The organism is Streptomyces sp. NPDC006261 (genome assembly GCF_040613515.1).
Classification (GTDB): domain Bacteria; phylum Actinomycetota; class Actinomycetes; order Streptomycetales; family Streptomycetaceae; genus Streptomyces.
On record NZ_JBEXSI010000057.1, the window covers coordinates 10,353 to 34,780 of the forward strand.

Sequence of the window (24,428 nt, forward strand, 5' to 3'; positions counted from 1 at the left end):
ACGGCTCGGACGGCTCGGACGGCTCGGACGGCTCGGACGGCTCGGACGGCTCGGACGGCTCGGACGGCTCGGACGGCTCGGACGGCTCGGACGGCACAGGGTTCTCGCGCCGGGGGACGGGGAGCTGGTCCTCCGTCACCAGGCCGGTCGCATCGTGGATGCGTGCCTCGATGGTCCGCCGGGCCTTGTCCAGGTCCTCCGCCCAGCCGCTGCGCTCCAGTTCGGCCCGGAACCGGTCCAGGTGCGGTGTGCCGGCAGCCGGAACGCGGTGGCCGGCGAGGTCCCGCAGGGCGTTCAGACGTGGCCTGTCCGGGGAGCCGAGGACACGCCAGACGTCCAGCCAGTCGTGCTGGTCCAGGCGCAAGCAGCGGTTGGCCATGCCCTTGAGCTCCGAGAGCCGCGGGCGGAAGTCGTCCGGAACGCTCCCGCCGGCCAGTTCCGCGACGACCCCGAGCGCGGCCGCGTAGCGCGGGGCCATGGTGGGCGAGATGGGCCTGCGGCCGCGTTCGTCGACCGTGACGAAGCTGACGCCGGAGAGGTGGCGGAGCACCCAGGCGTCCAGTACCGCACCGGCGGTGGGCGGCGCGGAACCGTGGCGTACGGCCATGAGCAGGGGGCGGTCCGTGGTGGGTGAGACGGCCTCGACCCGGTAGTTGCCGCCGGTGGTGTGGCCGACCACGCGGATCCGGACGTCCGCACCGATCTCCGGGATGCCGCTCTCCGTCACCGGTACGGATTCGCTGCCGGTGCCAGTGCCGGAGTCGGTGACGGTGACGGTGACGGACCTGGTGACGGCTTCGGTGACGGAGCCGATGTCGGACCCGGTGACGGAGCCGATGTCGGATTCGGCGACACGAGGCGGCGGTTCCGCCGGCCCGCCGCCGGTGTCCGTCAGAGCACCGGGGAGCGGCGCGGTGTGCAGGATGGTCAGGCTCTGTGTGCTCCTGGTCAGCGCGATGTAGAGCTGGCGCAGCCCGGACGGCCCCCGATCGGCGATGGTGGCGGGTTCGATGACGAGGACGTGGTCGTACTCCATGCCCTTGACCTGGCGGGCGGCCAGGACGGAGACCGCGTCCCGTTCCTGCTCCGTGATCCCGTCGGCGGTGTCCAGGTGCCGGCCGATCTCTTCGAGCCAGCCGGAGTCGTCGGGCACGATGACGGCCACGGAACGCAGCGTGCGTCCGTCGTTGCTGCCCACCAGGCGGACCACCTGAGCGACCGTGTCGCCGAGCAGCTTCCACGGCTCGGTGGCAACCGTCCGTACGGCGTCCGCTCCGGCCTGCCGCACCGCCCGCGGGTAAGGAAGAGCGGGGGCGACCGCGCGGGCCAGCGGGGCGACGAACTTCATGATCTCGGCGGGTACGCGGTAACTGGTGGTCAGCTCTTCGACGCGCCAGTCACCGTGGTCGGACAGGAGCGTGCCCAGCCGGTCCCATCCGGGATACGGATACGGGCCGGTGGCCTGGGCGAGATCGCCGAGCACGGTCATCGAGCCGCCTCTCGCCACCCGGCGGCGCAGGGCGCGTGCCTGCATGGGGGTCAGGTCCTGGGCCTCGTCGACGACGATGTGGCCGTAGCGCCGCGGAGGCTCGCCGGTGATGAGGTGGCGGAGCTCCTCCAGGCAGACACGGTCGTCCAGGGTCCACGGATCGTCCTCGGCCCGGTCGGCCCGGGGGCGGTGCAGCGCGGCCTGCTCCTCCTCGTCGAGAATGCCGTCGGCACAGGCGCGTAACAGTTCGGGCGAGTCGTAGAGGCTGCGCAGTGCCTCCCGGGCGCCCGGTGAAGGCCAGGCGCGGTCGATGAGGCGTTCCACCTGACGGTTGCGTTCCAGGCTGCGGCGGATCGTGCCGTCCGCGCCACGGCGCGGGGCGAGGGCGGCCAGTTCCCGCAGGAGCCGGTCGACGAGCAGGCTGCGGAAACGGTCACGGCGCTCGCGGTGGGCCCCGTCACCGCCGCGTGCCTCGTCGAAGAGGGCGTGAACCTCCGTACGCGGAATGCGCAGCGTCGTGCTGCCTGCGGTGACGGTGAAGGCCGGTTCGTCGCCCGCGAAGGAGGGGGCGGCGAGGAGGCCGTCGACGGCCTCCGGACGGCACTCGTGCTCGACGCGGCGCCGCAGGACGGCCGACATGCGTTCGTCGGACTTCACCAGCCTCGCCTCCGGGGCGTCGGCGCCGAGGACCTCGCCGTCCCACAGGCGGGAGAGCTGTACGGCATTGACGTCGCGGGTGCCCAGCGTGGGCAGCACCTGACCGACGTAGTCGAGGAACCGCTGGTGCGGTCCGATGACGAGGATGTCCTGGGCCGTGAAGTGACCGTTGTTGACGAGCCAGGTCACGCGGTGCAGACCGACGGCGGACTTTCCCGTGCCTGGTCCGCCCTGCACGACGAGGATGTCGGAAGGCGAGCCCGTGACCAGGTCCATCTGGTCGCGGCGGATGGTTTCGACGATGTCCCGCATGCGGCCGCTGCGGGAGCGCTGGAGCTCGCGCAGCAGGAAGTCGTCCGGCTGGATGGATGGACGCCGTCGCCGGGCGCTGCCGGCGGGAGTGCGGACCGACGGGCGCCCTTCGGGCACTGCGGTGTCCGCCCCCTGCACCGCTGCTTCTTCGTCGGCGTCGTCCCCGGCCTGCCGGGGCGCCGGCACGGCCGGCAGTACGGGAGGAACGGGGGCGGGAACAGGCACGGGGACGGGGACGGGGACGGGGACGGCCGGAGTGATGTCGTCGAAGTAGTCCTCGACGACGCGCTGTACACAGCGCAGTTGCCGCCGCAGGGTGATGTCGCCCGGCGTATGTGGTTGTACCGCGGCCCACTTCGTCGCCATCGGGCTGGTCCACAGCACGACGACGGTGTCCCGGGTCCGGACGTCGGAGACGGCCCGCCGCCCGATGTACCAGGGCCTGGGCTCGCCTCCTGGCTCGTCCGGTGCGTCCACACGGGCGGTGACCAGTGATTCGCCGCCGAGTCCGTCGTACGCCGCCGTCTTCTCCTCTGCGTCGAGCCGGTTGGCGATGCCGTCCTTGTTGCTGGCGGCGGCCGTGGCTGCCGCCGTCCCCGTCATTTCGACGAGCCGCTCGGCGTAGCAGTCGTACGCGCGGTCCACGGCCTTCTGCTCATCGGCGATGACCTGGTCGCGTGTGGTGGTGCTCATCCGCTGTCCCTCCCCTGGCAGCGGCCGGTGGAACGCCGCTACGGGCCCGCACCCGCATCGCCAACTTAACCACCCGGGACGGCTTCATGACTGCTGGTCATGATTTCGCTGCGGAGTGGGTTCTCATCTGACATCCACTCCAATTCCTGATGTCGGATCAGCGCAACGACTAGGCATGACAGGTACATGGCGACATTCTGGAGCTGCCTCGACCACCCGACGAGGAGCACGGCCAGGACAACTCCTTTCCACCCCCACGGAGGTCACTCATGCGTCGTCGATTCATGGCTCCGCTCGCCGTAGTCGCCCTGTCTCTCCCGCTCGCCCTGATCACCGCCCCCTCCGCCTCGGCCGCCCCCGCCGACAAGCCCCAGGTGCTCAGCTCCTGGACCCAGACCAGCGCCTCCAGCCACAACGCCTGGAACGCCGCCCGCAACAACCAGGGCGCCTGGGCCGCGTACGGCTTCGACTGGTCGACGGACTACTGCAGCAGCTCGCCCGACAACCCCTTCGGCTTCCCCTTCCGGACCGCCTGCGCCCGCCACGACTTCGGCTACCGGAACTACAAGGCCGCCGGTACGTTCTCCGCCAACAAGGCCCGCATCGACTCCGCCTTCTACGAGGACCTCAAGCGCGTGTGCGCCGCCTACTCCGGCGCGAAGCGGACGTCGTGCAACAGCACGGCCTGGACCTACTACCAGGCCGTGAACGTCTTCGGCATCGCCCCGGCCGAAGCGGGCCCCGGCGGCCTGGCCCAGGCCGCCTGACCGTACCTGACCGCCGCCAGCCCCACCGGGCCCGGACCGCCCCACCGGGCCCGGACCGCAGCATCGCGGTCCGGGCTCCGCCGTTCGGGCCCGGACCCGTTCACCATGGCCGAAGGGGACGCGCGCTCCTTCTTCCCCGGCGGCGGCCTTGACTGCCCGCGCCGGGGGCCCGAGGGTGTTCGTTCACCGAGGGTTGGTCCGGGCCGCACGGCAGGGGGAGAGATGAGCACGGGGACCGTAGCGTTACTGGTGGCCGTGGTGGGTGTGGCGGGCACTCTGCTGGCACCGATCACCACCGCGTGGGTGAGCTCGCGCTCCCGTCGCCAGGAGTTCGATCTCCAGCAGCGCTCCGAGCTGACCAAGCGGCACATGGACGACGTCCAGGCGAACCTGGAGCGCCGGCGCGACACCTACGTCGCGCTGAACTCCGGTGCCCGACGGTATCGGTTCCAGATGATGGAAGACCTCTACGCCATCCGTTCCGGGGCGGCCCCGGACCCCGCGACGGATGTCGCCCGCGCCGAGTTCCAGGACACCTACGCCAAGGCCCAGATGCTCGTCCCCGACGACGTCCTGCAGCGTTGCCAGACAGTACGGGTGGCGCTGGCGGAGGCCAGGAAGCTCCTGACGCCACTGACCGGGAGCGCCGAGCACGACCAGCGGAAGTGGCAGGAGGCCCACACGTTCCTGATGGAGATGTGGGAGGCGATCTCGGCGATGCAGCGCGCCATGCGCCAGGACCTCGGCATCCCGGCCACCGAGTCGTGAGGGCGGGGCAGCCCGGCCCAGGCCGCCTGACCACGGGAGAGGCCCCCGGCGGACCGGGGGCCTCTCCTTGGTGCGGTGGTGCGGTGGTGCCGTGGTGCCGTGGTGCGGTGTTACGTCAGCCGATCTCGGCTCCATAGGCGGCGAGCGCCTCAGGGACCGGCTGGAAGAACGTCGTGCCGCCCGAGGAGCAGTTGCCGCTGCCGCCCGAGGTCAGGCCGAGCGCGGTGCTGCCCGCGAAGAGGGCTCCGCCGCTGTCGCCCGGTTCCGCGCAGACCGTCGTCTGGATGAGGCCGTTGACGATGTCGCCGTTGCCGTAGTTGACCGTGGCGTTCAGCGCGGTGACCTCACCGTCGTGCACCTGGGTGGTGGAGCCGCTGCGGGTGACCGACTGGCCGACCGTCGCGTCGCCCGCCTGGGTGATCGCCTGGGTGGAGCCGTTGTAGAGGTTGACCTCGCTCGGGTGCGCGATGTCCGAGGTGTACTTGACCAGGCCGTAGTCGTTCTCCGGGAAGCTGGAGCCCTCGTTCGCCCCGATCTCCGAGCCGCCCTGGGTGTCCGACCAGCTGGTGACCGACTCGGTGCAGTGGCCGGCGGTCAGGAAGTACGGCTCGCCGTCCTTGACCACGTTGAAGCCGAGCGAGCAGCGGGAGCCGGAGCCCCAGATCGCGTCGCCGCCCGCGATCAGCGGCTTGAACTCGCCCTCCGTCTTGTTCAGTTCGGCCTTGCCGCCGAGACCCTCGACCACGGCCGAGAGCTTCTTCCAGGCCGCGCCGTCGACCGTGCTGTCGGCGGTCACGAGGACCTTGTTGCTCACCGGGTCGACGGCCCAGGAGGTACCCGGGATCGTCGCCTTGTCGGTGAGGGTCTGCCGGGCCGACTTCAGCTCGGCGAGGGAGTGCTCCACGACTCTGGCCTCGCCGCCCGCCTGGCGGACCTGCTCGGCGGCGGCCTCGTCGACGACGTTCACGACGAGGGCCTTCGTCCTGCTGTCGTAGTACGAGCCGGCCGCGTCCGCGCCCAGGTCCCGGTCGAGCGTGGTGGCGAGCTTTCCGGCCGCGTCCGCGCTGAGCGTCTTGACCGTGAACTCGGGTACTTCATCGCTGGCGTTCGCAGACTGGAACGTGAATCCCGCTACGACCAGGGCCGCCACGGCCGATCCGGCCACCGTCGCGCGCTTCCTGGATATGCGTCGATGCTTCAACTTCGACCTCCTGTGGGGCCGTGCACGGAGCAAGTGGGGTGCTCGTGCACGGAGGATGGGGCGCTCACTATTCCGATGGGGCAGGTAGCACACAAGGTCGACTTCCAGACGCGCACACGACACCGACGCTTCACCCGCGTGATGTTCACTTACCCCCGGTCATGCCACGTCGGTTCCGTTCGCGAACACCCGGTGCAACCACCGGCGGCCCCTGGGTGAGGACTAGTCCTGTCCGGTATTCGCCCCTGCTGGTCCGGATGTTGTACGCACCCGTCCGGATCGCGACGGAAATCGCCCGCCACAAGCACCTCGGGACCTTCACAGTTCCTGTCGGGCAGAGAGTCGGCCCGACGTCGACAAGGAGTCCCCGTCACGGCCCTGATGGGTCATCATCGAGAAGCAGCAACACGCCGGGGCACACCGTGCCCGGGCCGGCCGGGTGACCGAGCTGAGGAGGCGCGGGTGCGCAATCGGGTGCGCGCGGCGGACGGGCGGCATCTGATGGTGGAGCGGCTGGGGGATCCCCGGGGCAGACCGGTGTTCCTGCTCCACGGGACGCCGGGCAGCAGGCTCGGGCCCGCTCCCCGCGGCATGGTCCTCTATCAGCGCCGTACGCAACTGATCACCTACGACCGCCCGGGGTACGGCGGCAGCGACCGGCAGGAGGGCCGCCGGGTCAGCGATGTCGTCGAGGACGTCCGGGCGATCGCCGACTCGCTGGGGCTGGAGCGGTTCGCCGTCGTGGGCCGCTCCGGCGGGGCCCCGCACGCGCTGGCCTGCGCGGCGCTGCTGCCCGAGCGGGTGACCCGTACCGCCGCCCTCGTCACGCTGGCCCCCTGGGGCGCGGCCGGTCTCGACTGGTTCGACGGGATGGCCGCGTCCAACGTGCTCGCGTACTCCACGGCCGCCGCCGACCCGGACTCCCTCGCGGAGTCCTTCATCGTCCGCTCGGCGCAGATCCGGCAGGACCCGGCCCGGCTCCTGGACGATCTGCGCCGGGAGCTGACCGACTCCGACCGGATGGTGGTCAACGACGCGGGGATCCGGTCCATGCTGCTGCGCAACTACAGCGAGGGGCTGCGCACATCGGCGTACGGCTGGATCGACGACGCCATCGCGTTCTGCAGCCCCTGGGGGTTCGACCCGGCCCACATCACCGGCCGGGTGCTGCTCTGGCACGGCGTGAAGGACGTGTTCTCGCCCGTGGGCCACTCCCGTTGGCTCGCCGGGCAGATCCCGGGCGCCACCGCCGTACTCGAACCGGCGGCGGCGCACTTCGACGCGCTCTCCGTACTCCCCCGCATCCTCAACTGGCTGCTGGACGAGCGGGAGCCCCCGGGTGAGCCGTTGCCCGCCACGGCGCCGGGGTGACCGGGCCGACCGAACCGATCGGGTGACGGAACGACCGGGCCCCCCGCGGCGGGCCCGGTCGCCCGCCCTCACACCGCCAGTGGTTCCAGTTCGCGCCGGAAGCGCCGCTGGTCCCGGGCGATCTGGGTCAGCGGGTGCTCGTCGCCGAGCTGCCGGGCGAGTTCGCCCAGCAGCTCGCTCCGCAGCTGCGCCGCCTCGTCCTCGCGCCCCACCGCGTCCAGCGTGACCGCCATGTTCGAGATCATCGCCAGGGTCTCGGGGTGGTGGGCCCCCAGCGCCACCGTCAACTGGGTCGCCAGCCGCTGTTCCGTCTCCAGCACCAGGGGGAGGTCACCGCGGTCCGCCGTGGCGTTGGCCAGGTTCATGACGCAGAAGAGCGTGTTCGGGTGTTCCCGGCCGAACCGCTCCCGCATCGAGGCCACCACCTGCGTCAGCATCTGCTCCGACCGCTCCGCCTCCCCGGTCCCCGAGAGGTAGACGCCCAGGTTGTTCTGGGCGGCCAGGGTGTACGGGTGTTTCTCCCCCGGTACCTTCATGTACTGGTCCACGACCTCCTGGGCGGTGTCCCTGGCCTCGACCGCCTCCCCGGCGGCGAACAGGTCGGCCGCCAGATTGAGGTCGCAGGCCAGCGAGTCGGGGTTGGCGGAGGTGTACTTGGCCCGGTACCGGGCGCGGGTGGCGACCGTCAGCCGACGGGCGTCCTCCAGCCGCCCGGCCCGCCGCAGCGACACCGCCAGGCTCTTGGCCGCGCTCAGCGTCGTCGGGTAGGTGCGGCCGAGCGTCTCCTTGAAGCTCTCGTAGGTGCGGCTGAGGAGGCCCACGGAGTCCTCGTACCGCCCCACCTCCCGCAGGTCGCGGGCGAGGTTCATGGCGGAGGAGAGGGAGTAGGGGTGCTTGGCGCCGAGCACCTCGGTGCGCCGGTCGTAGACGTCCTGGTCGATCTCGCGGGCTCGGGCGTACTGGCCGATGCTGCGCAGGTTCAGGGCCAGGTTGTTGGCGGCCGCCAGGGTCCTTGGGTGCGAGTCGTGGAAGATCTGGCTGAAGCCGTCGTGGGCCTCGGTGGCCAGCTCGATCGCCCGGCCGTAGTCCCCGAGCAGCCCCAGGTCGATCGCCAGGCTGCTGGTGGTCATGTACGTGTGCGGGTGCTCGGCACCGAGCACCTCCCGCTGCCGGCGCAGGGTGAACTCGTCGAGCTCCTTGGCCTCCACGTACCGCCCGCGGGTGCGCAGGATGTTGGAGAGGTGGAAGCAGAGGTAGAGGTACTGCAGGTCGCGCTCGCCCAGCTGCTCCAGCCAGGTCTGCCGCAGCTCCTCCCCCAGCGACCCTGCGGTCCTGGTGTCCCCGCGCTTCCACAGGTAGCGGACCCGGTCGATCAGGAGCCTGCGGGTCTCCGGCTCCTTGCAGTTGCGGGCGTCGGAGGGGCCCAGGTGCGGCCAGATCGCGGCGAAGCGCGGCCAGGTCTCCGGGTTGTCGATCGGCTCGTCGTCGTCGGGCCGGGCGCCGGCCAGGATGCGATGGACGACGTGCCGCGCCTCGCGCTGCTCCTCCTCGGAGAGCTGGGCCTTGATCACCGCCTGGACGAGGCGGTGCACCTGGATGGAGTTGGAGACCTGGTCGACCTTGGCGAGGGCGAACCGGCCGATCTCCCGGATGACCCGGCCCAGCACCAGCTTCTCCTGGAGCGAGGAGTCGTACGGCTTCAGCGCCTCGATCATCTCCTTGCTGTAGAGGAGGTTCGCGGAGATCGGCTCGGGGGCGAAGAAGGCGCAGAGCTGGAGGAGGCGCACCGCGGCGGGCGAGCGTTCCTTGAGCCGGGCGATGGAGATGTTCCAGGTCGCGGCGACCGGTTGCGGGTAGCCGGCGGGCTGGTTGAGGGCGAGCACCTGGGGCGCCTGCTGAGCGAGCTGTTCGAGGTAGGTGTCGATGGGGGTGGCGGTCTCCGCGATCCAGGCCGCCGCCTGCTCGACGGCGAGCGGCAGGTCGCCCAGGGCGGTGGCCACCTGGTCGGCCTCCTCGTCGGTCAGCCCCGAGGCCTGGCGCTGGAGGTGCTCGATCGACTCCTCCCGCAGGAAGACGTCGACGGGCAGCGCGTCCCCGTGCTGGGACCAGCTCTGGTTGCGGGAGGTCACCAGGATGTGGCCGGAGCCGCCCTGCGGGAAGTAGCGGCGCAGCGTCTCGGGGTCGTCGGCGTTGTCGAAGACCAGCAGCCAGCGCTCCGAGGGCACCCCGCGCCGCAGCAGGTCGACGGCCTCCTGGGACGCGGCCGCCATGTCCTCGCCGCCCTGGGCGCCGAGCCGGACGGCGAGTTCGGCCAGTGAGGCGACCACGTCGTCGCCCTGCTCGGACGATATCCACCAGACCAGGTCGTAGTCGGCCATGAAGCGGTGCACGTACTCCAGGGCGACCTGGGTCTTGCCGACGCCGCCGAGTCCGTACAGGGTCTGCGGCTGCGGCAGGACGACGGCCATGCCGCCGCCGAGCTGGTCGCGCATCCGCTCCAGGACGAGGGAGCGGCCGGTGAATCCCGGGTTGCGGGGCGGTACGTTCCAGATCCTGGGGACGGTGCCGGGGAAGCGCGGACCGGGCGACACCCCGTCGGCCGGCTGCACCGGCCGGTCCAGGGCGCGCATCAGTGCGGTGGTGGCGTGCACCTCGTCCAGCCGGAAGAGGTCGACCGGGTTGCGGTCGATGTACGGGGCGGACAGCCGTACGTCCCCGACCCGCAGCGGCAACAGCTGGCGCCGGCCGCCGCCCGGGTCCTCGGCGACGGCCCGCTCCCAGAGGTCGACCGCGCGCTGCGACTTGAGGTAGGCGCTGGAGAGCAGCACCACGGTACGGGCGGCGCTCGCGGCGGTGGCCGCCGGTTCCGGGGCGACCGGTTCGGCGGAGACGTCACGCGGGACGACCCGGAAGCCGGCCCGGGTGAGGACCGATTCGATCCAGTCGGCCCACATCCGGTTCTCCGCCACATAGCTGAGGAAGAGGTCGGCGGGCAGGGCGGGCCGGCGCCGGGTGAAGGCGTCGCGGATCCGCAGGCGTACCTCTTCGCCGACCGGGGGCATCGAGGTGATCTCGCGGTCGGTGATGACCGCGGCGAGCCGTTCGAAGGCGGAGAGGAGGGAGTTGGTGAGCCCGGCCTCGTCGCCGAAGGTGGCGAGCGTCTCCTCGTAGGCGTAGTACGGGCGGTAGGGGATCTCCACCGCGCCCCAGTAGGCGGTGAGTTCGTCGCCGGACAGGTCGCGGGGCAGCCGGTCGAACTTGAGCCGGGCCAGTGCCCGTCCGGCGTCCGCCTTCTCCTTCTCACCCTCGTCGATGCGCATGGGGACGGGGAAGATGGCGATGGGCCGGCCGGTGTAGCGCTCGGCGATCTGGCGGGCGACGGAGGCGGCGCCGTCGATGGACTGGTCGCTGAGGGTGAAGCAGTCGACGAGGACGTCGGGAAGGTGGACGGTGCAGATGTCGGCGATGTCGCTGAGGCCGGTCCGGCTGTCGATGAGGACGTAGTCGTAGTTGGCCTTCATGTCCTCGCGCAGCGCGTCGAAGAAGTGGCCGCCGCCGAGCCGGTCGTAGAAGTTGTCCCAGTCGAAGGTGGAGACGGTCGCGCTGTACTCGCGGTTCTGCCGTCCGGCGGAGACGAAGTCGAGGGTGCCGCCCTGCGGGAACTCCCAGCCGAGCGCCTCCGGGGTCAGTGATACGGCGTGCGGCTGGATGCGGGCGTAGTCGCGGTGCCAGTCCTCCGCGCGCTGGGCGGGGCTGGTCGCGGCCCAGGCGTACTCGGTGATCAGGTCGATCACGCCGGTGGTGGCGCCGAGGGTGGCGGGGTCGAGGAAGGGGTGGAAGAACCGGTGGAGCCCGGGCGCCTCCAGGTCCCAGTCGACGGCCAGCACCCTCTTGCCGTTGGCGGCGAGGATCCAGGCCGTGTTGGCCAGGGCCATGGTGCGCCCCGTGCCGCCCTTGTACGAGTAGAAGGTGACGATGTGCCCGTCACGACCGGCACTCATAGGTCCTCCGCTTCCGTCGCAGGGTCGTGCGGGTCGGGTGTGTAGCTCGTGTGGCCCATGGGTCCCGTCAGCCGGGTCCGTTCGCCGTGCCCGCCGCCGGTGACCGGCGGGTAGGCCTTCGCGTGCTTCAGGTACTGCTGGGCGGCGACCTCGACGACCTGGGGCAGGATCTGGCCGAACGCCTCCATCGTGGGCACCCCCCTGGCCGCGGCACGGCAGAAGGTCCGTCCGTGGCGCATCTTGGCCGGCATGGTCGCTTCGAGCTTCTCGGTCAGTTCGGCCTCCGCCGCCCGGCTCTGGTGGTCCTCGCGGCTCCACGGCACGACCATGGTCACCCAGGGCCGGTCCTCCGCGTCGAAGGCGGCGAGCCTGCGGCGGCGGTCCTCGTCCTGGAGGGCCCAGCGGTCGACGAGGAGGATTTCGGGGGTGGTGGGCGGCGACTTGCCCTCGGGCCTGCCCGATTCCTCGTCGAACGAGGTGATCTGTGCCTGGTAGTTGAGCGAGCGCACCAGCTCCTCGGCGACATAGGCCAGGGGGCGGGCGGCGGCCGGGTGGTAGGGGTTCCAGTCCTGCGGGTGGTCGCCGTAGTAGTCGCTGTCGCGCCCGTCGGGCAGGTCGTGGCGGGTGGGTGCGGCGATGGTGATCCGCATCGGCCGGGGGGCGCCGACCCCGCTGCTCGGGGAGCCGAAGGCGCTGGGGGCGAGGCGGTAGTCGACGGGCCTGCCGGTGTCGATACGGACCGTGTCGGCGACCCGGACGATGCGCTTGGCCAGTTCGTAGACGGCCCGTTCGTATTCCTGGGCGAAGAGTCTGAGCTTGATGAGGCCGTAGAGGCCGTCGGTGACGTACCGGTCCCCGAAGTCGCGGTGGTTGAACTGTAACCGCTCGGCCGATCCGGGGAGTTGGCTCGGCGGTACTGGTACCCACAGGGCGGGGACGATCGCCTCGGCGGGCTGGTTGAGGCGGGCCCGGTGGTGGATGGCGCGCTGCTCGAAGGCGTGCCACTCCTTGCCGCACATCTCGCTGGCGAAGTAGCGCGGCGAGAACAGCGGGACGAAGACCCGGCAGGTGGCGAGGACTTCGCCGAGCCGTTCCGACCAGCCCTCGCCGGAGCGTATCTCGCGGTCCATGAAGCCGGGGGACGCGCCGGCGGGAAGATCCGTCATGGCCAGCACATGGCCGCACAGGTCACGGAAAAGGCGTTCGACCCACATATCGGGGTCCGTTCCGCTGCCGTGCCCCGGCGTGTGGGCGTAGCTCAGAAAGAAGTACGGCCGATGGTCCGCCGCTCGCTGCTGCGTCGATGCGTGCACACGACCCCCGTCCTGTGTGAGCACTCGCATCCGAGGAGTAGGAAAGGAATGCGAGCGAATTCATCATTCCGGAGCGGACTGCACTCCACCCCCCTGCCGTTCGGTCATTGAACGCTATTTTTCAGTCAACCGTTCCCCTGTTCACCGCACTGCGGCGCGTTCCGTATCGGTCTTGCAACCGTTCCTCCCGGATGTCCCGTGTGTACCGTTGATCTCTTTGCGCATCACCGCGAGCAATTGCTTTCCGTCGACGGTCGTTTCGGCCGCCTCTTCGATCATGTCGAGCGCTTGCGGGACCCCGGCGAGGAACCGTGGTGCGAAGAGGCCGAGCCCGACCCGCTCATAAGTCTCCGACAACAGCCGGGAGAACGGAACGGGCTTCTCCCGCCAGGGCATCCGATGATCCCAGGAACCGTCCGAGGCGTACAGGTCCGTGACCTCGGCCAGCGCCCGCAGTTTCGCCTGCCGGAACCCGCGCAGCAGGGCGGTCGCCAGGGCGTGGGCATCACCCCCGGCCGCGATGCCGAGCGCCCCGTACCCGTGGCGCCCCGCCTGGACCGGCGCGCCCCCGGCGAGCGGGGTGAGCGTGGTGAGGACGGCGGCCGCCTCGGCCGCCTGCTCCGGGACGGTCCGGGCCAGCAGCTCCCAGGCTTCCGCGAGGGAGGCGGACCATGCGTCGGCGGCCGACGAGGAGAGCCGTTCGGCGGCGGGCGTGTCGAAGCAGGTGCGGTACGGATCGAGATCGTCCAGTACGCGGGTGGGTACGGCACCGGGCCCCCCGGCCACGTGTACGGGACCGGTCTCCCCGGCCGCCCTGAGGCGGCGTACGGGCAACCAGTGCGGGCTTTCCCCGGCCCCCCGCGCGATGTGCAGCGCACCCCCTTCGGTGTGGACGGCGAACCCCTCCCCGTCGGCCCGCACCAGAGCCGTCCCCGCCTCCCCCGCACCGCCGGCCCGGACCTCCCCGAGGGTGGGCAGGAAGAAGCGGCCGTCGCGGTGGACCACGGGGACGGCCAGGTCGAGCCCGGCGTGCACGGCGGCGGCGGCCACCGTTGCGGCGAGCCGCTCCGCCGGGGGGCCTTCCATCGGGCGGCCGGCCCCTGCCGCTCCCAGGGCGTCGAGCAGCCAGGTGCGGGTGTAGGGGTGGGCGAGGACCAGGTCGAGGCCCGCCTGCCCGGCCGGGTCGCTCTCGACCTCGGCGGCCAGCGCCCACGCCGACTCCCAGGCCTCCCCGCCGCTGCCGTCGAGGCCGTCGTGGAGGGCGGCGAGCAGGGTGCGGGTCAGGTCCTGCTGGGCGGCGAGCAGTTCGTACGGGTCGCGGACGGCGGGTGACTCGGTGGCGGCGGCCGCCCGGTCCTCGATGCCCCGGATCAGCGCGGCCAGGTCGGCGCAGTACACGGACGGGTTGTCGAAGCCGTCCGGCGAGCGGTAGCGGTGGGTGTAGAGCCCGCCGCCGCACGAGCGTACGACGGGGCAGCGACGGCAGGTCTCGCTGACGCCGGCCAGGCCGAGCTGGCGCGCGCGGACCCCGGGGTGTGCCGCGACCTCGTCGAAGCTGTGGGTGAAGACGTCGAACCCGGTGGCCGCGGCGCCTTCGTAGGCGCTCTTGAGGGAGTCCACCTGTTCCAGCTGGCCGTCGGTCTCGACGACGATCAGGTCCGTGGGGGCGAGTCCGAGGGACTCGGTGAGGCTGGGGCCGCCGCTCAGGGTGGAGAGCACCGAGGAGAAGAGGCGGACCGGCACCGGGCGCCCCTGCTCCTGCCAGCGGTCGAAGACGGTGAGGAGCCACTCGGCGTAGGCGGTGGGAGATCCGTCCGGGCGCGGCGGCGGCTCGTCCCAGGTGGCATGCGGGAGGAGGAAGTCGATGAGCGGCGGCTCGAGTCCGGTGAGCGCGTCGAGGACCGCGACCGGGTCGTTGGCGATGTCGATCGTGCACAGGAGGCCGAGATCGAGGTGGCGGTAGCGCTCCTGCCGGAGCAGCTTCACGGCCTTGAGGACCAGGGGATGGCTGCTGCGCCCGTCGGCGTAGCGGCGGTGCCGGTCGTTGGCGGCGCGGTCGCCGTCGAGGGAGATCCCCACCTTGACGTCGTACTCGTCGAACAGGTCGAGGTAACGGGGACTCAGCTGGAGGCCGTTGGTGTGGATGCGCAGATCCAGTTCGGCGGTGCCCGCCAGGGCGGAGGAGAACTCCTCGCAGACGCGCCGCAGTCGGGCCGGCCCCGCCAGCAGTGGCTCCCCTCCGTGCAGGATCACTGACACGGAGGGCAGGGCGTGGGTCCTGGCGTGCTCCGCCAGGCGTTGAGCCGTCCGGGAAACAACATGGTCAGAGATTGCCTTGGGCCGGGTTCGCCAGCTCTGATCAGCATGTTCGTAGACATAACAATGGTCGCAGGCCAGATCGCACCTGCTGTGAACCTTCAGAACGATTTCGCGGAATGGGACCGCGGGTCCTGTCATTCCACCAGTCTAGTCCAGCGTTCCGCACCGGAATCCGACAGTGCGGCGCGCCTTAGAGAGCCGAGTTGAAGGTGGAAATCCGAGGGGGGCGGCCGGCGGCCGTGGGGATCACTCGCGCCAGCTTCCGAGCGGCGGAGCCACCGGAAATGTCGATCTTGGCGAGCGGCACACGGCGCGTCTTCGCATCAGCGAAGAGAGGGGATGATTCGTAGGTCTTCACGGCCGTCCTAGGGGGGCTCGTTCCGGTCAGGGGGACAACACCGGCAGTTGCACCATTGCAGTGCCTGGCGGCACGACTTTACTCTCATGACCTAGGTGTGCAACTCGTGTCGCACCCTCGTAAGCCGAGTGACATACGGGACTGCTCCAAACGGTCCGGAATCCTTCATTCCGACAACGGAGCCCCGACTACATGGGATACGGGAGTGAACATGACGGCGATTCCCGGACCTCTTCAGAGCATGGTCTTCAGGAACGCCGACCTGCCCGCCCTCTTCCACCGTACGGACGCCATGGCGGTGTCCCGCCAGCGTGAGGCGGTGAACACCACCAGGGTCCAGCTGGCGCTGCTCGTGGCGGGCACGGTGCCCGCCGCGCTCCCCTGGCACGCCGAGAACGGCCTCGTCGTTCAACTGCTCTACGGGACAGCAGTGTTGGCGTACCTGGGTGTCCTGTTCACGACCTACCTCGCCTCCCGGCGCAAAGCAAAGTCGCACTGGCAACTCAACCGCTCGGCAGCGGAGTTCATCAAGTCACTCTGCTGGCGCTACGCGGTCCACGGCTCGCCCTTCGAGACCGCGGCTGCGCACCCCGAGGCGCTCTTCGCCAACCGGCTGGAGGAAGGGCTCCAGGAGCTGAGGAAGGTGGGCTGGGCCGATCCGCGCGAGGCGATGACGGACGCCGACGGCGCGGCCATCACGGAATCCATGCGGGAGTTACGGGACAAGGCCTTCACCGTACGCAAGGAGACGTATGTACGGGACCGGCTCATCGAGCAGCGGCGGTGGTACCGCAGACGGCGGCTGGTCTCCCGGCGCGGCGCGCTCGTCTGGTCCGGGGCGATCGTCGCGCTGACCCTGCCGGCGCTGGCGCTGAGCGTGCTGCAGACCTTCGGCGTGGGGCGCTCCCTCGGGCTGACCGGGGTGCTGTCCGCGGCCGCGGCGGCCTGTCTCGCCTGGAACGAGCTGCGCCGCCACCACCCGCTGATCTCCGCGCACTCCCTGGTGGAGGACGACCTGGAGTCGATGCAGGCCGCGATGGAGACCACGCTCACCGAGCGGCAGTGGCCGGTGGCGGTCTTCGAGACCGAGCGGATCGTCTCGCCGGAGCACACGGACTGGCTGGTGCGGCACCGCACCTGAGCAGCCGTCACCCCCGCTCCACGCCGTCTGGCCAGATGACGGTGACCGGGCGGCCCAGGCTACGGGCATACGTCACGATGTCGCCGGTGCCGCCGAGGCCCCGGGCCGGACGGCCGTCCCAGACGGCCAGCAGCAGGTCGCAGTGATCGGCGATGTAGGCGCCCGCCGCGTAGTACGCCTCGTCGGTGGAGTGCGGGAAGTCCAGCCGGATCTCCTGGGCGGCGCGGGACTTGAGGAGCCGGTAGCGGGCCAGGTCTGCGGCGGACTCGAAGCAGGCCTCGTAGTCACCGCTGGGGATCACCACCGTCAGCTTGGCGCCGCAGCCGAGGGCGAGGCCGGCGAAGATCTGGTCCGCGCCGACGGCCAGGCTGGAGAGCGCCTCGGTAGCCCCGTCGAGTCCGCACAGGGCGGCCCGCAGACCGGCGAGCACATGGTCCCGGGCGCCGTCGGGGATGGAGCGGTGACCGGTGATTCCGATGCGATTCACGGACCTGGGACCCCCTGGTGTCGGCGCTTCCCGTGCGACCGGTCGTGGCGACATCCTCTCAAGAGCCGGGGGGCGCGTGGGAGCCCCCGTCCGGAATTCCGGACGGGGGCTCGTATGTACAGACAGCGCCGGGCGTGACCGGTACGTCGGCCGGGGAACCTGGTGCGCCGGTCGGGTGGCCCGGTGGGCCGGTCAGTAGACGCTGACGCCGTACGCGTTCAGGGCCTCCACGACCGGCTGGAAGAAGGTCGTACCGCCGGAGGAGCAGTTGCCGCTGCCGCCGGAGGTGAGACCGATCGCCCGCGTGCCGGAGTAGAGCGGGCCGCCGGAGTCGCCGGGCTCGGCGCACACGTTGGTGCGGATCATGCCGTACACGACGTCGCCGCCGCCGTAGTTGACGGTGGCGTTGAGGCCGGTGACCGATCCGCTGCGGGTGCCGGTGGTGGAGCCGCGGCGGGTGACGGCCATCCCGACGGTGGCGTTCGCGGCGCTGGTGATGTCCTGGCCGCCGACCGTGCCGTCCTTGGGAATGGTGGTGTTGGTGTAGCGCACGATGCCGTAGTCGTTGTTCGGGAAGCTGGACCCGGACGCCGTCCCGAGCACGGTGGTGCGGCCGGAGTTGGCGTACCAGGTGCCCGTGCCGTTGGTGCAGTGTCCGGCGGTCAGGAAGTAGTAGGTGCTGCCGCTGCGGACGTTGAAGCCCAGCGAGCAGCGTCCGGTGTTGGAGTAGATCGCGTCGCCGCCGGAGATCAGCTTGTTGAACGTGCCGGGCGTGCGCTCGATCGTGAGGGCGGAGGCGTTGGCGCCCGCCGCCTTCTTGATCCGGGCGATCTCCGCCTGCGTGACCGTGCTGTCCACGGTGACGAGGAGGCGGTTGGTTTTCGGGTCGACGTTCCAGGCGGTCCCCGCGATGTCGGCGCCGAGCACGGCGTCGCTCGCGGAGGCCAACTGGGTGGCGCTGAACGTACCGGTGGGTTCGGCACTGGCGGTGGGAACGGTGAACGCCGCGACGGCGGCGAGTCCGGCGAGGACGGCCGTGGTACGGACGCGTCTCGCGTGGTTGCGGCGGGGGTTGGTGCGCTTGATCCTCACTTCGGGTTCCTCCGAGGGGAATCGGGGGCCCTCCTGTGGGGTGGCGGGCCCGTGAGGCGCAGTCGGGGGCCTGTCCGGATTCCGGAGTTGCCGTGCCCCTGACAATCGCTGACGGGAGTATCGAGGGGTCCGGACAGGAGGCGCAAGCACACCTTTCGGCCACCCACGCCCCACACGCACCCCGGCCCCCGCAGCCGTCGGGCTGCCGGGGGCCGGGCGGGCCGCACCGGAGGCGGGAGGGTCGCACGAGGCCCCGGAGAGCCGTGCGGTTCAAACGTCCAGGCGGTTCCGCTCCCCCGCCGGGACCGGCACGGTGAGGGTGTTGCCCGGGGGCGGGAAGGGGCAGACGAAGTGCTCGGCGAAGGCGCACGGCGGCAGCAGCGCACGGTTGAAGTCGACGTTCACGCTGCCGCCGCCGGCCGGCGGACCGGGGCGCAGGAAGCGGAAGCGGTAGCTGCCGTTTCCGCTGGTGGCGTCGGCGAAGACGGCCCACAGCGAGCCGTCCGGCTCGACCGCGACCTGGAGCGTGCACTCGTCCCCGTCCACCGTGAAGGCGATCTCCCCGCCGAGCCCGAGGCCCCGCTCGACCCCGTCGGCGTTGGGCACCCGTACGGCCCGCTCCTCGCCGTACGGCCGGAAGGTCCCCGGCAGCACCCAGTCCGGGTCGTACGGGGTCGCGTCGATGGTCGAGAAGGCGTGCCGCGAAGGTGAGGCCGGGTCGAAGTCCCGTACCGCCCAGAGTCCTTCCCGGCGGAGCACCACCAGTCGCCGCTCTCCCTGCGCCACCCGGGAGTCATCGACGGGGCCGCGGTCCGCGGAGAGCCGGATCTCGCCGGTCAGCGGCTTGCCGTCGACAACGATGCCGTCCTCGGCGGTGGCGGTCAGCACCACCTCGTCGCCGTCCTCGCGCCACTGCCCCGGGACGGCCGGAATTCGCCCTTCCGGGTGGTCGGAGAGCCAGTGGGTTCCGGTCAGCGAGAGGGGGCCGTAGGGGGCCGCGACCGCGAGGACACGCCTCTCGTGCCACTGCTGCCACTCCTGCGCGGCGTCCGGGTCCCCGGCCTGCTGGTGCTGCTGTGCGTCCGTGCTCATGCGATCAACCTTTCCACACCGGCTCCGCCAGGCCGAGGTGCGACCGCAGCGTGGGAGCTGAAGGGCCCCGAGCCGAAGCAGCCGGACGACGGTGATTCCTGCGGGCTCAGCAGTCGCACCCGCAGGAATCGCCGCAACAGCAGCACCCCTCGCCACACTGGCCGCAGCAGTTACATGCCTCGCAGCAGTCACCGCAGCTGTTGCACGGCGCCTCCCGCCGCTCCCGGCTCCAGGGGTCCTCGAAGCTCCCGCAGCACATCTGGCAGGTGCAGGCGAGCCCGGCCCACACCAGGCATCCGGTGATCAGCCCGCGCCGCTCGCGTGGCGGCCGGGGCGGGGGCGGGGCGGCGGGACCGTACGGATTGCCGGGCGGCGGCCCGAAGGAGCCGTCCGGGGTCAGCAGCCGCTGGCCCTCCTGGTGTGAACAGGACGACGTGCCGAACGCCCGGTCGACCGAGCGCCGCAGCTCGTGGGCGAGCAGGACGTGGACGAGTTGGCCGTCGGTGAACTCCACCTCTCGCAGTGCGAGCCGTACGCCGTGCAGCGCGTCGTCGCAGAGCCGGCGCGCCTCGGCCAGCGGCGTGCCGGTCACCGTGAGCGGGTTCCAGGCACCCGACGCGGCGTCAGCTTCCCGGTCCTCCACGGCGTCCAGCAGATGCGCGAGCCGGCCGAAGAGGCGTCCGGCCTCCGCGAGCGGGGCGGCGTTCCGCGGCTTCCCGGCGAGGACCGCGGTGTGGGCGAAGGCGGCCGCGGTGGCGGTCTCGGTGGGTTCGGTGACCGTCAGCAGCGGGGTGCCGGGCCCGGCGAGCGTCTCGATGCCGGTCTGCCGGTCGACCGCGTCGACCAGGAGGGCGGTGTCGAAGCCGAGCGCCGCCCCCGTACGCGCGCCCGCCCGGTCCCAGCCCGCCGCCACCCGCCGCGCGGCCGCAGCGACCGGCCGGCGCGCCAACAGCCCGTCCCGGTCGGCGACGTGGTCGCGCACCTTGGCGGAGGCAAGGACGAGCGAGACGGCGGCGGCGAGCCTGGCCCCCTCGCCCATGGCGACCGGGGCGGTCCGCATGGCGCGCAGCGGGCACGGCCCTGCGGTGCGACGCCCGGCGGGGGTGGCGCCCGCCTGAGCCTCCGTCAGGACCGAGACGATCAGACCGTCATAGTTCGTGACGATCCGGGCAAACTGCCCATGATCCGCCCTCAGGGCCAGGCAGAGGCCGCAGAGATGGGCCATCCACTCGGTCCGCAGACCTTCGGAGAGCCGGTGGGTACAGGGCCTCACGATTCCGAACATGCCGATCCCCCGCGAATCGTTCCAGCCGGCGCGCGTCCCTCGCGCACCTGAGCGCCGTGCATCGTATCGAGTGATCCGTTCACCCGTACGTCCCCCATGTCACCCGTACGGACCGGAGCATCATATTTTCCCACCGGGACCCGCCTTACACAGGAGGAACCTTGACGAACCGCCACATGTTCTGCACCAGTACCGTCACGAATCACCTGTGCGGCGACTATCCACTTGGCGCGGTATCCGCATCATGGACGACCATAGGGATACGAAAGAGATGCGGAACACCAAGGAACCGCGGTTGAGAGGAGGCGTCCATGGGATCGGTGCGCAAGGCGAGTGCGTGGCTGGGCCTCGTAGAGGACAACGACGAGCGGTACTACGACGACGAGTACGCCGAGGGTACGGAGACCGGTACGGGCAACCAGGCCTGGGCCACCGACCCGCGGGTGCAGGTGGTCGCCGAGGCGGCGAAGGAGCAGGACCGCCGGATCGCCACGGTGACCCCGGACAGCTTCCGGGACGCACGGGCCATCGGTGAGCTGTTCCGGGACGGCGTCCCGGTGATCGTCAACCTCACGGCCATGGACCCCGCCGACGCCAAGCGCGTGGTGGACTTCGCCGCCGGGCTGATCTTCGGCCTGCGCGGTTCGATCGACCGGGTGGCGACCCGGGTCTTCCTGCTCTCCCCGGCCGACACCCAGGTGGTCGCCGGTGAAGCCGCCGCCGGCCGCAGGGCCGACGGCTTCTTCAACCAGAGCTGAGCAGGGCGCTCGCCGGAAAGTTCCGGTCAGCGCCTCCGGTCGGCGCGTCCCTGGGGACGGGCCGTGGTCACCGGAAGGCGTCGAGACCGGTGAGCGCCTTGCCCAGCACCAGCTGGTGCATCTCCACGGTGCCCTCGTAGGTGAGCACCGACTCCAGGTTCGTGGCGTGCCGCATCACCGGGTACTCCAGCGAGATCCCGTTGGCACCGAGGATCGTGCGCGAGGTACGGCAGATCTCGATCGCCTCCCGCACGTTGTTGAGCTTGCCGAAGCTGACCTGCTCGGGGCGGAGCCGTCCCGCGTCCATGCGCCTGCCCAGATGGTGGGCGAGCAGGATGCCCTTGTGCAGTTCGAGGGCCATGTCCGCCAGCTTCGCCTGGGTGAGCTGGAAGCCGCCGATCGGCCGGCCGAACTGTTCCCGGGTCCTCGCGTAGTCGAGGGCCGACTCGAAGCTGGCCCGCGCCGCGCCCATGGCGCCCCAGACGATCCCGTACCGCGCGTGGCTCAGACAGCTGAGCGGGCCGCGCAGCCCCGTCGCGTCCGGAAGCACCGCGTCGGCGGGGAGCCGGACGCCGTCCATGACCAGTTCGCTGGTGACCGAGGCGCGCAGCGACCACTTGTGGTGGATCTCGGGCGCCGAGAAGCCGGGGGTGCCGGTCGGTACGACGAAGCCCCGGATGCCCCGGCCCTCGTCGCCCTCGTCGGTCTGCGCCCAGACGACCGCCACCCCGGCGACCGAGCCGTTGGTGATCCACATCTTGCGCCCGGTGAGCACCCAGTCCTCGCCGTCGCGCTTGGCGTACGTCCGCATCCCGGCCGGGTCCGAGCCGTGGTCCGGCTCGGTCAGCCCGAAGCAGCCGATGATCTCGCCGGCCGCCATGCCGGGCAGCCACCGCTGCTTCTGCTCCTCGGAGCCGAAGCGGTGGATCGCGTACATGGCGAGCGACCCCTGTACGGAGACGAGCGAGCGGATCCCGGAGTCGGCGGCCTCCAGCTCCAGGCAGGCCAGGCCGTACTGGACGGCGCTCGCTCCGGCGCAGCCGTACCCGTCGAGGGACATGCCGAGCGCGCCCAGCGCGCCGAGCTCCCGGGCCAGCTCCCGGATACCGGGCAGCTCCCCCTTCTCGTACCACTCGGCGATGTGCGGCAGGACCCGGTCGGTGGCCCAGGTGCGGACGGTGTCGCGGATCGCCAGGTCGTCGGCGCCGAGCAGATCGTCGATGCCGAGGGGGTCGGTGGCGTCGAACGGCGGGAGCTTCGACGGCTTCGCGGAATCGGTGCTGGACATGAGGGTGCCTCCGGCGGCTCGCACGGTGTCCGGAGGGGCGGGGGTCGGCCGCGGCCCTCCGAAAACTAGCAGTGGTAGTCAGAGCGTCGTGGAGACGTTACGGCTCAGTGTGCCGCTCGTCCAGAGCCGGTGGCCTCGGCCGGTTCGCGCCGGGCGGGGAGCCTCAGGCGCAAGGCCGGGCGCTTCCCGGCGGGAGGCGGGACGGTGTCGGCGGCCGGGAGCTCGGCGGCGGCGTCGTCACAGGTCATGGGCCCGGAAGCCGGACGGTCGGCGGCCGTGGGCTCGAAGACCGTGGGCTCGAAGACCGTGGGCTCGCAGACCGTGGGCTCGGTGGCCCGCCGTTCGCCGAGCAGGCAGACCGCCTTGGGCGGACAGTCCATCGCCCTCGGCAGACGCAGCGCGGCGAGCGCGCCGAGCAGCAGCAGACCCGCGCTGACGAAGAGCGTGACGTGCAGTCCGCCGACGAAGGCGTGCCGGGCCGTGGAGCGCAGCAGCTCCCCCGTCGGGCCGCCGAGCTGCGCGGCGACCTGGTAGGCCTCGCCCAGCGAGTGGGAGGCCTCCGCGCCCGCGCGGGCGGGCACACCCTGGTCGCGCAGGGAGGCGAGGCCGGGGGCGTAGGCGGCGTTCATGACGCTGCCGAGGAGCGCGATGCCGAGGCCCGCGCCGAGCTGGTAGGAGGTCTCCCCTATCGCCGCGGCCCCGCCCGCCCGTTCCGCGGGGGCGTCGCTCAGCATCGACTCGTACGCCCCGAAGAGCGTCGACTGGAGGCCGAAGCCGAGGAGGACGAAGCCCACCGTCAGCAGGGCGGGCCGGTCGTGGTGGCCCATCGAGGTGAGCAGCAGCACGGAGGAGGCCGTCAGGACGAAGCCCCAGCCGACCATCCTGCGGGGACCGACCCGGCGCAGGGTGTACGAGCCGGTGGCGCCCGCGGCCATCGCGGCGAAGGTCAGCGGCAGCAGCCGGAGCCCGGTCTCCAGCGGGCTGAGGCCCAGCACCAGCTGGAGGTACTGGACGGCGATCAGCTGGAGGCCGACCAGGGCCAGCATGGCGAGCACGATGCAGCCGACGGCGGTGGAGAAGGCCGGGCGGGCGAACATGGAGATGTCGATCAGCGGGTGCGTACGGCGCTTCTGGCGGCGTACGAAGAGGATCAGGAGCGTGAGTCCGAGGGCCAGCGGGCCCAGCGAGACCGGGTCGAGGAGGCCCGCGCCGCCGCCCAGGCGCTTGACGCCGAGGACGACCCCGAGCACCCCCGCCGCCGCGGTCAGCGCGCCCAGCACGTCCCACGGGCCGTCCTCGGCGCCGCGCGACTCGGGCAGCAGCCAGCGGCCCAGCGGCAGGATGACCGCCATCAGCGGGATGTTGATCAGGAAGACCGAGCCCCACCAGAAGTGCTCGACCAGGAAGCCGCCGACGACCGGTCCGGTGGCGGCGCCGACCGCGGCGACCGCGGTCCACACCCCGATGGCCAGGGCCCGCTCCCGCCGGTCGGGGAAGACCTGCCGCAGGATCGACAGGGTCGCGGGCATGATCATCGCGCCGCCGACGCCGAGCAGGGCGCGGGCCGCTATGAGGAGGGCGGGGGTGTCGGCGGCCGCGGCGAGCGCGGAGGCGACGCCGAACAGCGCGTAGCCGAAGAGCAGCACGCGCCGTCTGCCGATCCGGTCACCCAGCGTGCCGAAGAGGATGAGCAGCGAGGCGCAGACGAGGGGGTAGGCGTCGACGATCCACAGGAGTCCGGTGGCGCTCGGGCGCAGGTCCTCGGTGACCGAGGGGACCGCGACATGGAGCACGGTCGCGTCGAGCGCGACCACCAGCAGGCTGAGGCAGAGGACGACGAGGACGACCCAGCGGTTGGCGCCGTCGGCGGCGCGGCGCAGCCGGACTCCGGCCGTGGTCGTCCCGGACATCTACGTACCTCCCGATGAGTCCCTCGCGCTCGGTGGGCCGGCGGGGACGTGGTGTTCGCGTCCGCGGGGCCCGGCATCGACGGGCGAGTGAGCCGTCAGCGTACGCGAGTTCGGCCAGGCGGCACG

Annotated in this window: 17 protein-coding genes; 5 read left to right on the plus strand and 12 right to left on the minus strand. The window is 71.5% G+C overall.

The annotated features are described in order from the left end of the window. A partial coding sequence (locus ABZ154_RS28625; protein WP_356837270.1) for an ATP-dependent DNA helicase occupies positions 1 to 3,151 on the minus strand: 3,151 nt, incomplete at its 3' end. Between the two features lie 269 nt (positions 3,152 to 3,420). Here ABZ154_RS28625 and ABZ154_RS28630 point away from each other — a divergent pair. After that, entirely contained in the window at positions 3,421 to 3,918 is a 498-nt protein-coding gene (locus ABZ154_RS28630) for a phospholipase (protein WP_356837271.1), read from the plus strand. A gap of 222 nt (positions 3,919 to 4,140) precedes the next feature. Next, a complete protein-coding gene (locus ABZ154_RS28635) occupies positions 4,141 to 4,686 on the plus strand; it encodes a hypothetical protein (protein ID WP_356837272.1) in 546 nt (181 codons plus the stop codon). Positions 4,687 to 4,801: 115 nt separating this feature from the next. On the opposite strand, the gene ABZ154_RS28640 is transcribed toward ABZ154_RS28635, so the two are convergent. Next, positions 4,802 to 5,887: a S1 family peptidase gene (locus tag ABZ154_RS28640; RefSeq protein WP_356837273.1), complete on the minus strand. Its 1,086-nt coding sequence runs from the start codon at positions 5,885 to 5,887 to the stop codon at positions 4,802 to 4,804. 462 nt (positions 5,888 to 6,349) lie between these two features. On the opposite strand from ABZ154_RS28640, the gene ABZ154_RS28645 reads away from it, so the two are divergent. After that, entirely contained in the window at positions 6,350 to 7,258 is a 909-nt protein-coding gene (locus ABZ154_RS28645; protein WP_356837274.1) for an alpha/beta hydrolase, read from the plus strand. A gap of 68 nt (positions 7,259 to 7,326) precedes the next feature. On the opposite strand, the gene fxsT is transcribed toward ABZ154_RS28645, so the two are convergent. The 4 genes from fxsT to fxsA form a co-directional block, all read right to left on the minus strand. Beyond that, complete coding sequence (gene fxsT, locus ABZ154_RS28650) at positions 7,327 to 11,259, minus strand: FxSxx-COOH system tetratricopeptide repeat protein (protein WP_356837275.1); 3,933 nt, start codon at positions 11,257 to 11,259, stop codon at positions 7,327 to 7,329. After that, positions 11,256 to 12,602 (minus strand): FxsC protein, encoded by a 1,347-nt coding sequence (gene fsxC, locus ABZ154_RS28655; protein ID WP_356837276.1) that lies wholly within the window; start codon positions 12,600 to 12,602, stop codon positions 11,256 to 11,258. The genes fxsT and fsxC overlap by 4 nt, the downstream gene beginning before the upstream one ends. A gap of 111 nt (positions 12,603 to 12,713) precedes the next feature. Further along, on the minus strand, positions 12,714 to 15,029 hold the full coding sequence (gene fxsB / locus ABZ154_RS28660) for a radical SAM/SPASM protein FxsB, inactivated metallohydrolase extension form (protein ID WP_356837277.1): 2,316 nt from the start codon (positions 15,027 to 15,029) through the stop codon (positions 12,714 to 12,716). 52 nt (positions 15,030 to 15,081) lie between these two features. Then, on the minus strand, positions 15,082 to 15,249 hold the full coding sequence (gene fxsA, locus ABZ154_RS28665; RefSeq protein WP_073881994.1) for an FxSxx-COOH cyclophane-containing RiPP peptide: 168 nt from the start codon (positions 15,247 to 15,249) through the stop codon (positions 15,082 to 15,084). 241 nt (positions 15,250 to 15,490) lie between these two features. Here fxsA and ABZ154_RS28670 point away from each other — a divergent pair, with 241 nt between their 5' ends. After that, positions 15,491 to 16,390: a DUF4231 domain-containing protein gene (locus ABZ154_RS28670; protein WP_356837278.1), complete on the plus strand. Its 900-nt coding sequence runs from the start codon at positions 15,491 to 15,493 to the stop codon at positions 16,388 to 16,390. Between the two features lie 7 nt (positions 16,391 to 16,397). On the opposite strand, the gene ABZ154_RS28675 is transcribed toward ABZ154_RS28670, so the two are convergent. The 4 genes from ABZ154_RS28675 to ABZ154_RS28690 form a co-directional block, all read right to left on the minus strand. After that, positions 16,398 to 16,877 carry a hypothetical protein gene (locus ABZ154_RS28675; RefSeq protein ID WP_356837279.1) on the minus strand — a complete coding sequence of 160 codons (480 nt, stop codon included), beginning with the start codon at positions 16,875 to 16,877 and terminating at the stop codon, positions 16,398 to 16,400. Between the two features lie 192 nt (positions 16,878 to 17,069). After that, a complete protein-coding gene (locus ABZ154_RS28680) occupies positions 17,070 to 17,969 on the minus strand; it encodes a S1 family peptidase (RefSeq protein WP_356837280.1) in 900 nt (299 codons plus the stop codon). 270 nt (positions 17,970 to 18,239) lie between these two features. Continuing rightward, a complete protein-coding gene (locus ABZ154_RS28685) occupies positions 18,240 to 19,061 on the minus strand; it encodes a DUF1684 domain-containing protein (RefSeq protein WP_356837281.1) in 822 nt (273 codons plus the stop codon). Positions 19,062 to 19,167: 106 nt separating this feature from the next. Beyond that, entirely contained in the window at positions 19,168 to 20,346 is a 1,179-nt protein-coding gene (locus ABZ154_RS28690) for a DUF5685 family protein (RefSeq protein WP_356837282.1), read from the minus strand. A gap of 311 nt (positions 20,347 to 20,657) precedes the next feature. On the opposite strand from ABZ154_RS28690, the gene sepF reads away from it, so the two are divergent. Further along, on the plus strand, positions 20,658 to 21,104 hold the full coding sequence (sepF, locus tag ABZ154_RS28695) for a cell division protein SepF (RefSeq protein WP_356837283.1): 447 nt from the start codon (positions 20,658 to 20,660) through the stop codon (positions 21,102 to 21,104). Between the two features lie 67 nt (positions 21,105 to 21,171). On the opposite strand, the gene ABZ154_RS28700 is transcribed toward sepF, so the two are convergent. After that, positions 21,172 to 22,392, minus strand: coding sequence for an acyl-CoA dehydrogenase family protein (locus ABZ154_RS28700; protein ID WP_356837284.1), 1,221 nt, complete (start codon positions 22,390 to 22,392; stop codon positions 21,172 to 21,174). Positions 22,393 to 22,496: 104 nt separating this feature from the next. After that, positions 22,497 to 24,302, minus strand: a complete 1,806-nt coding sequence (locus ABZ154_RS28705) for an MFS transporter (RefSeq protein ID WP_356837285.1) — start codon at positions 24,300 to 24,302, stop codon at positions 22,497 to 22,499. Positions 24,303 to 24,428 lie beyond the last annotated feature (126 nt).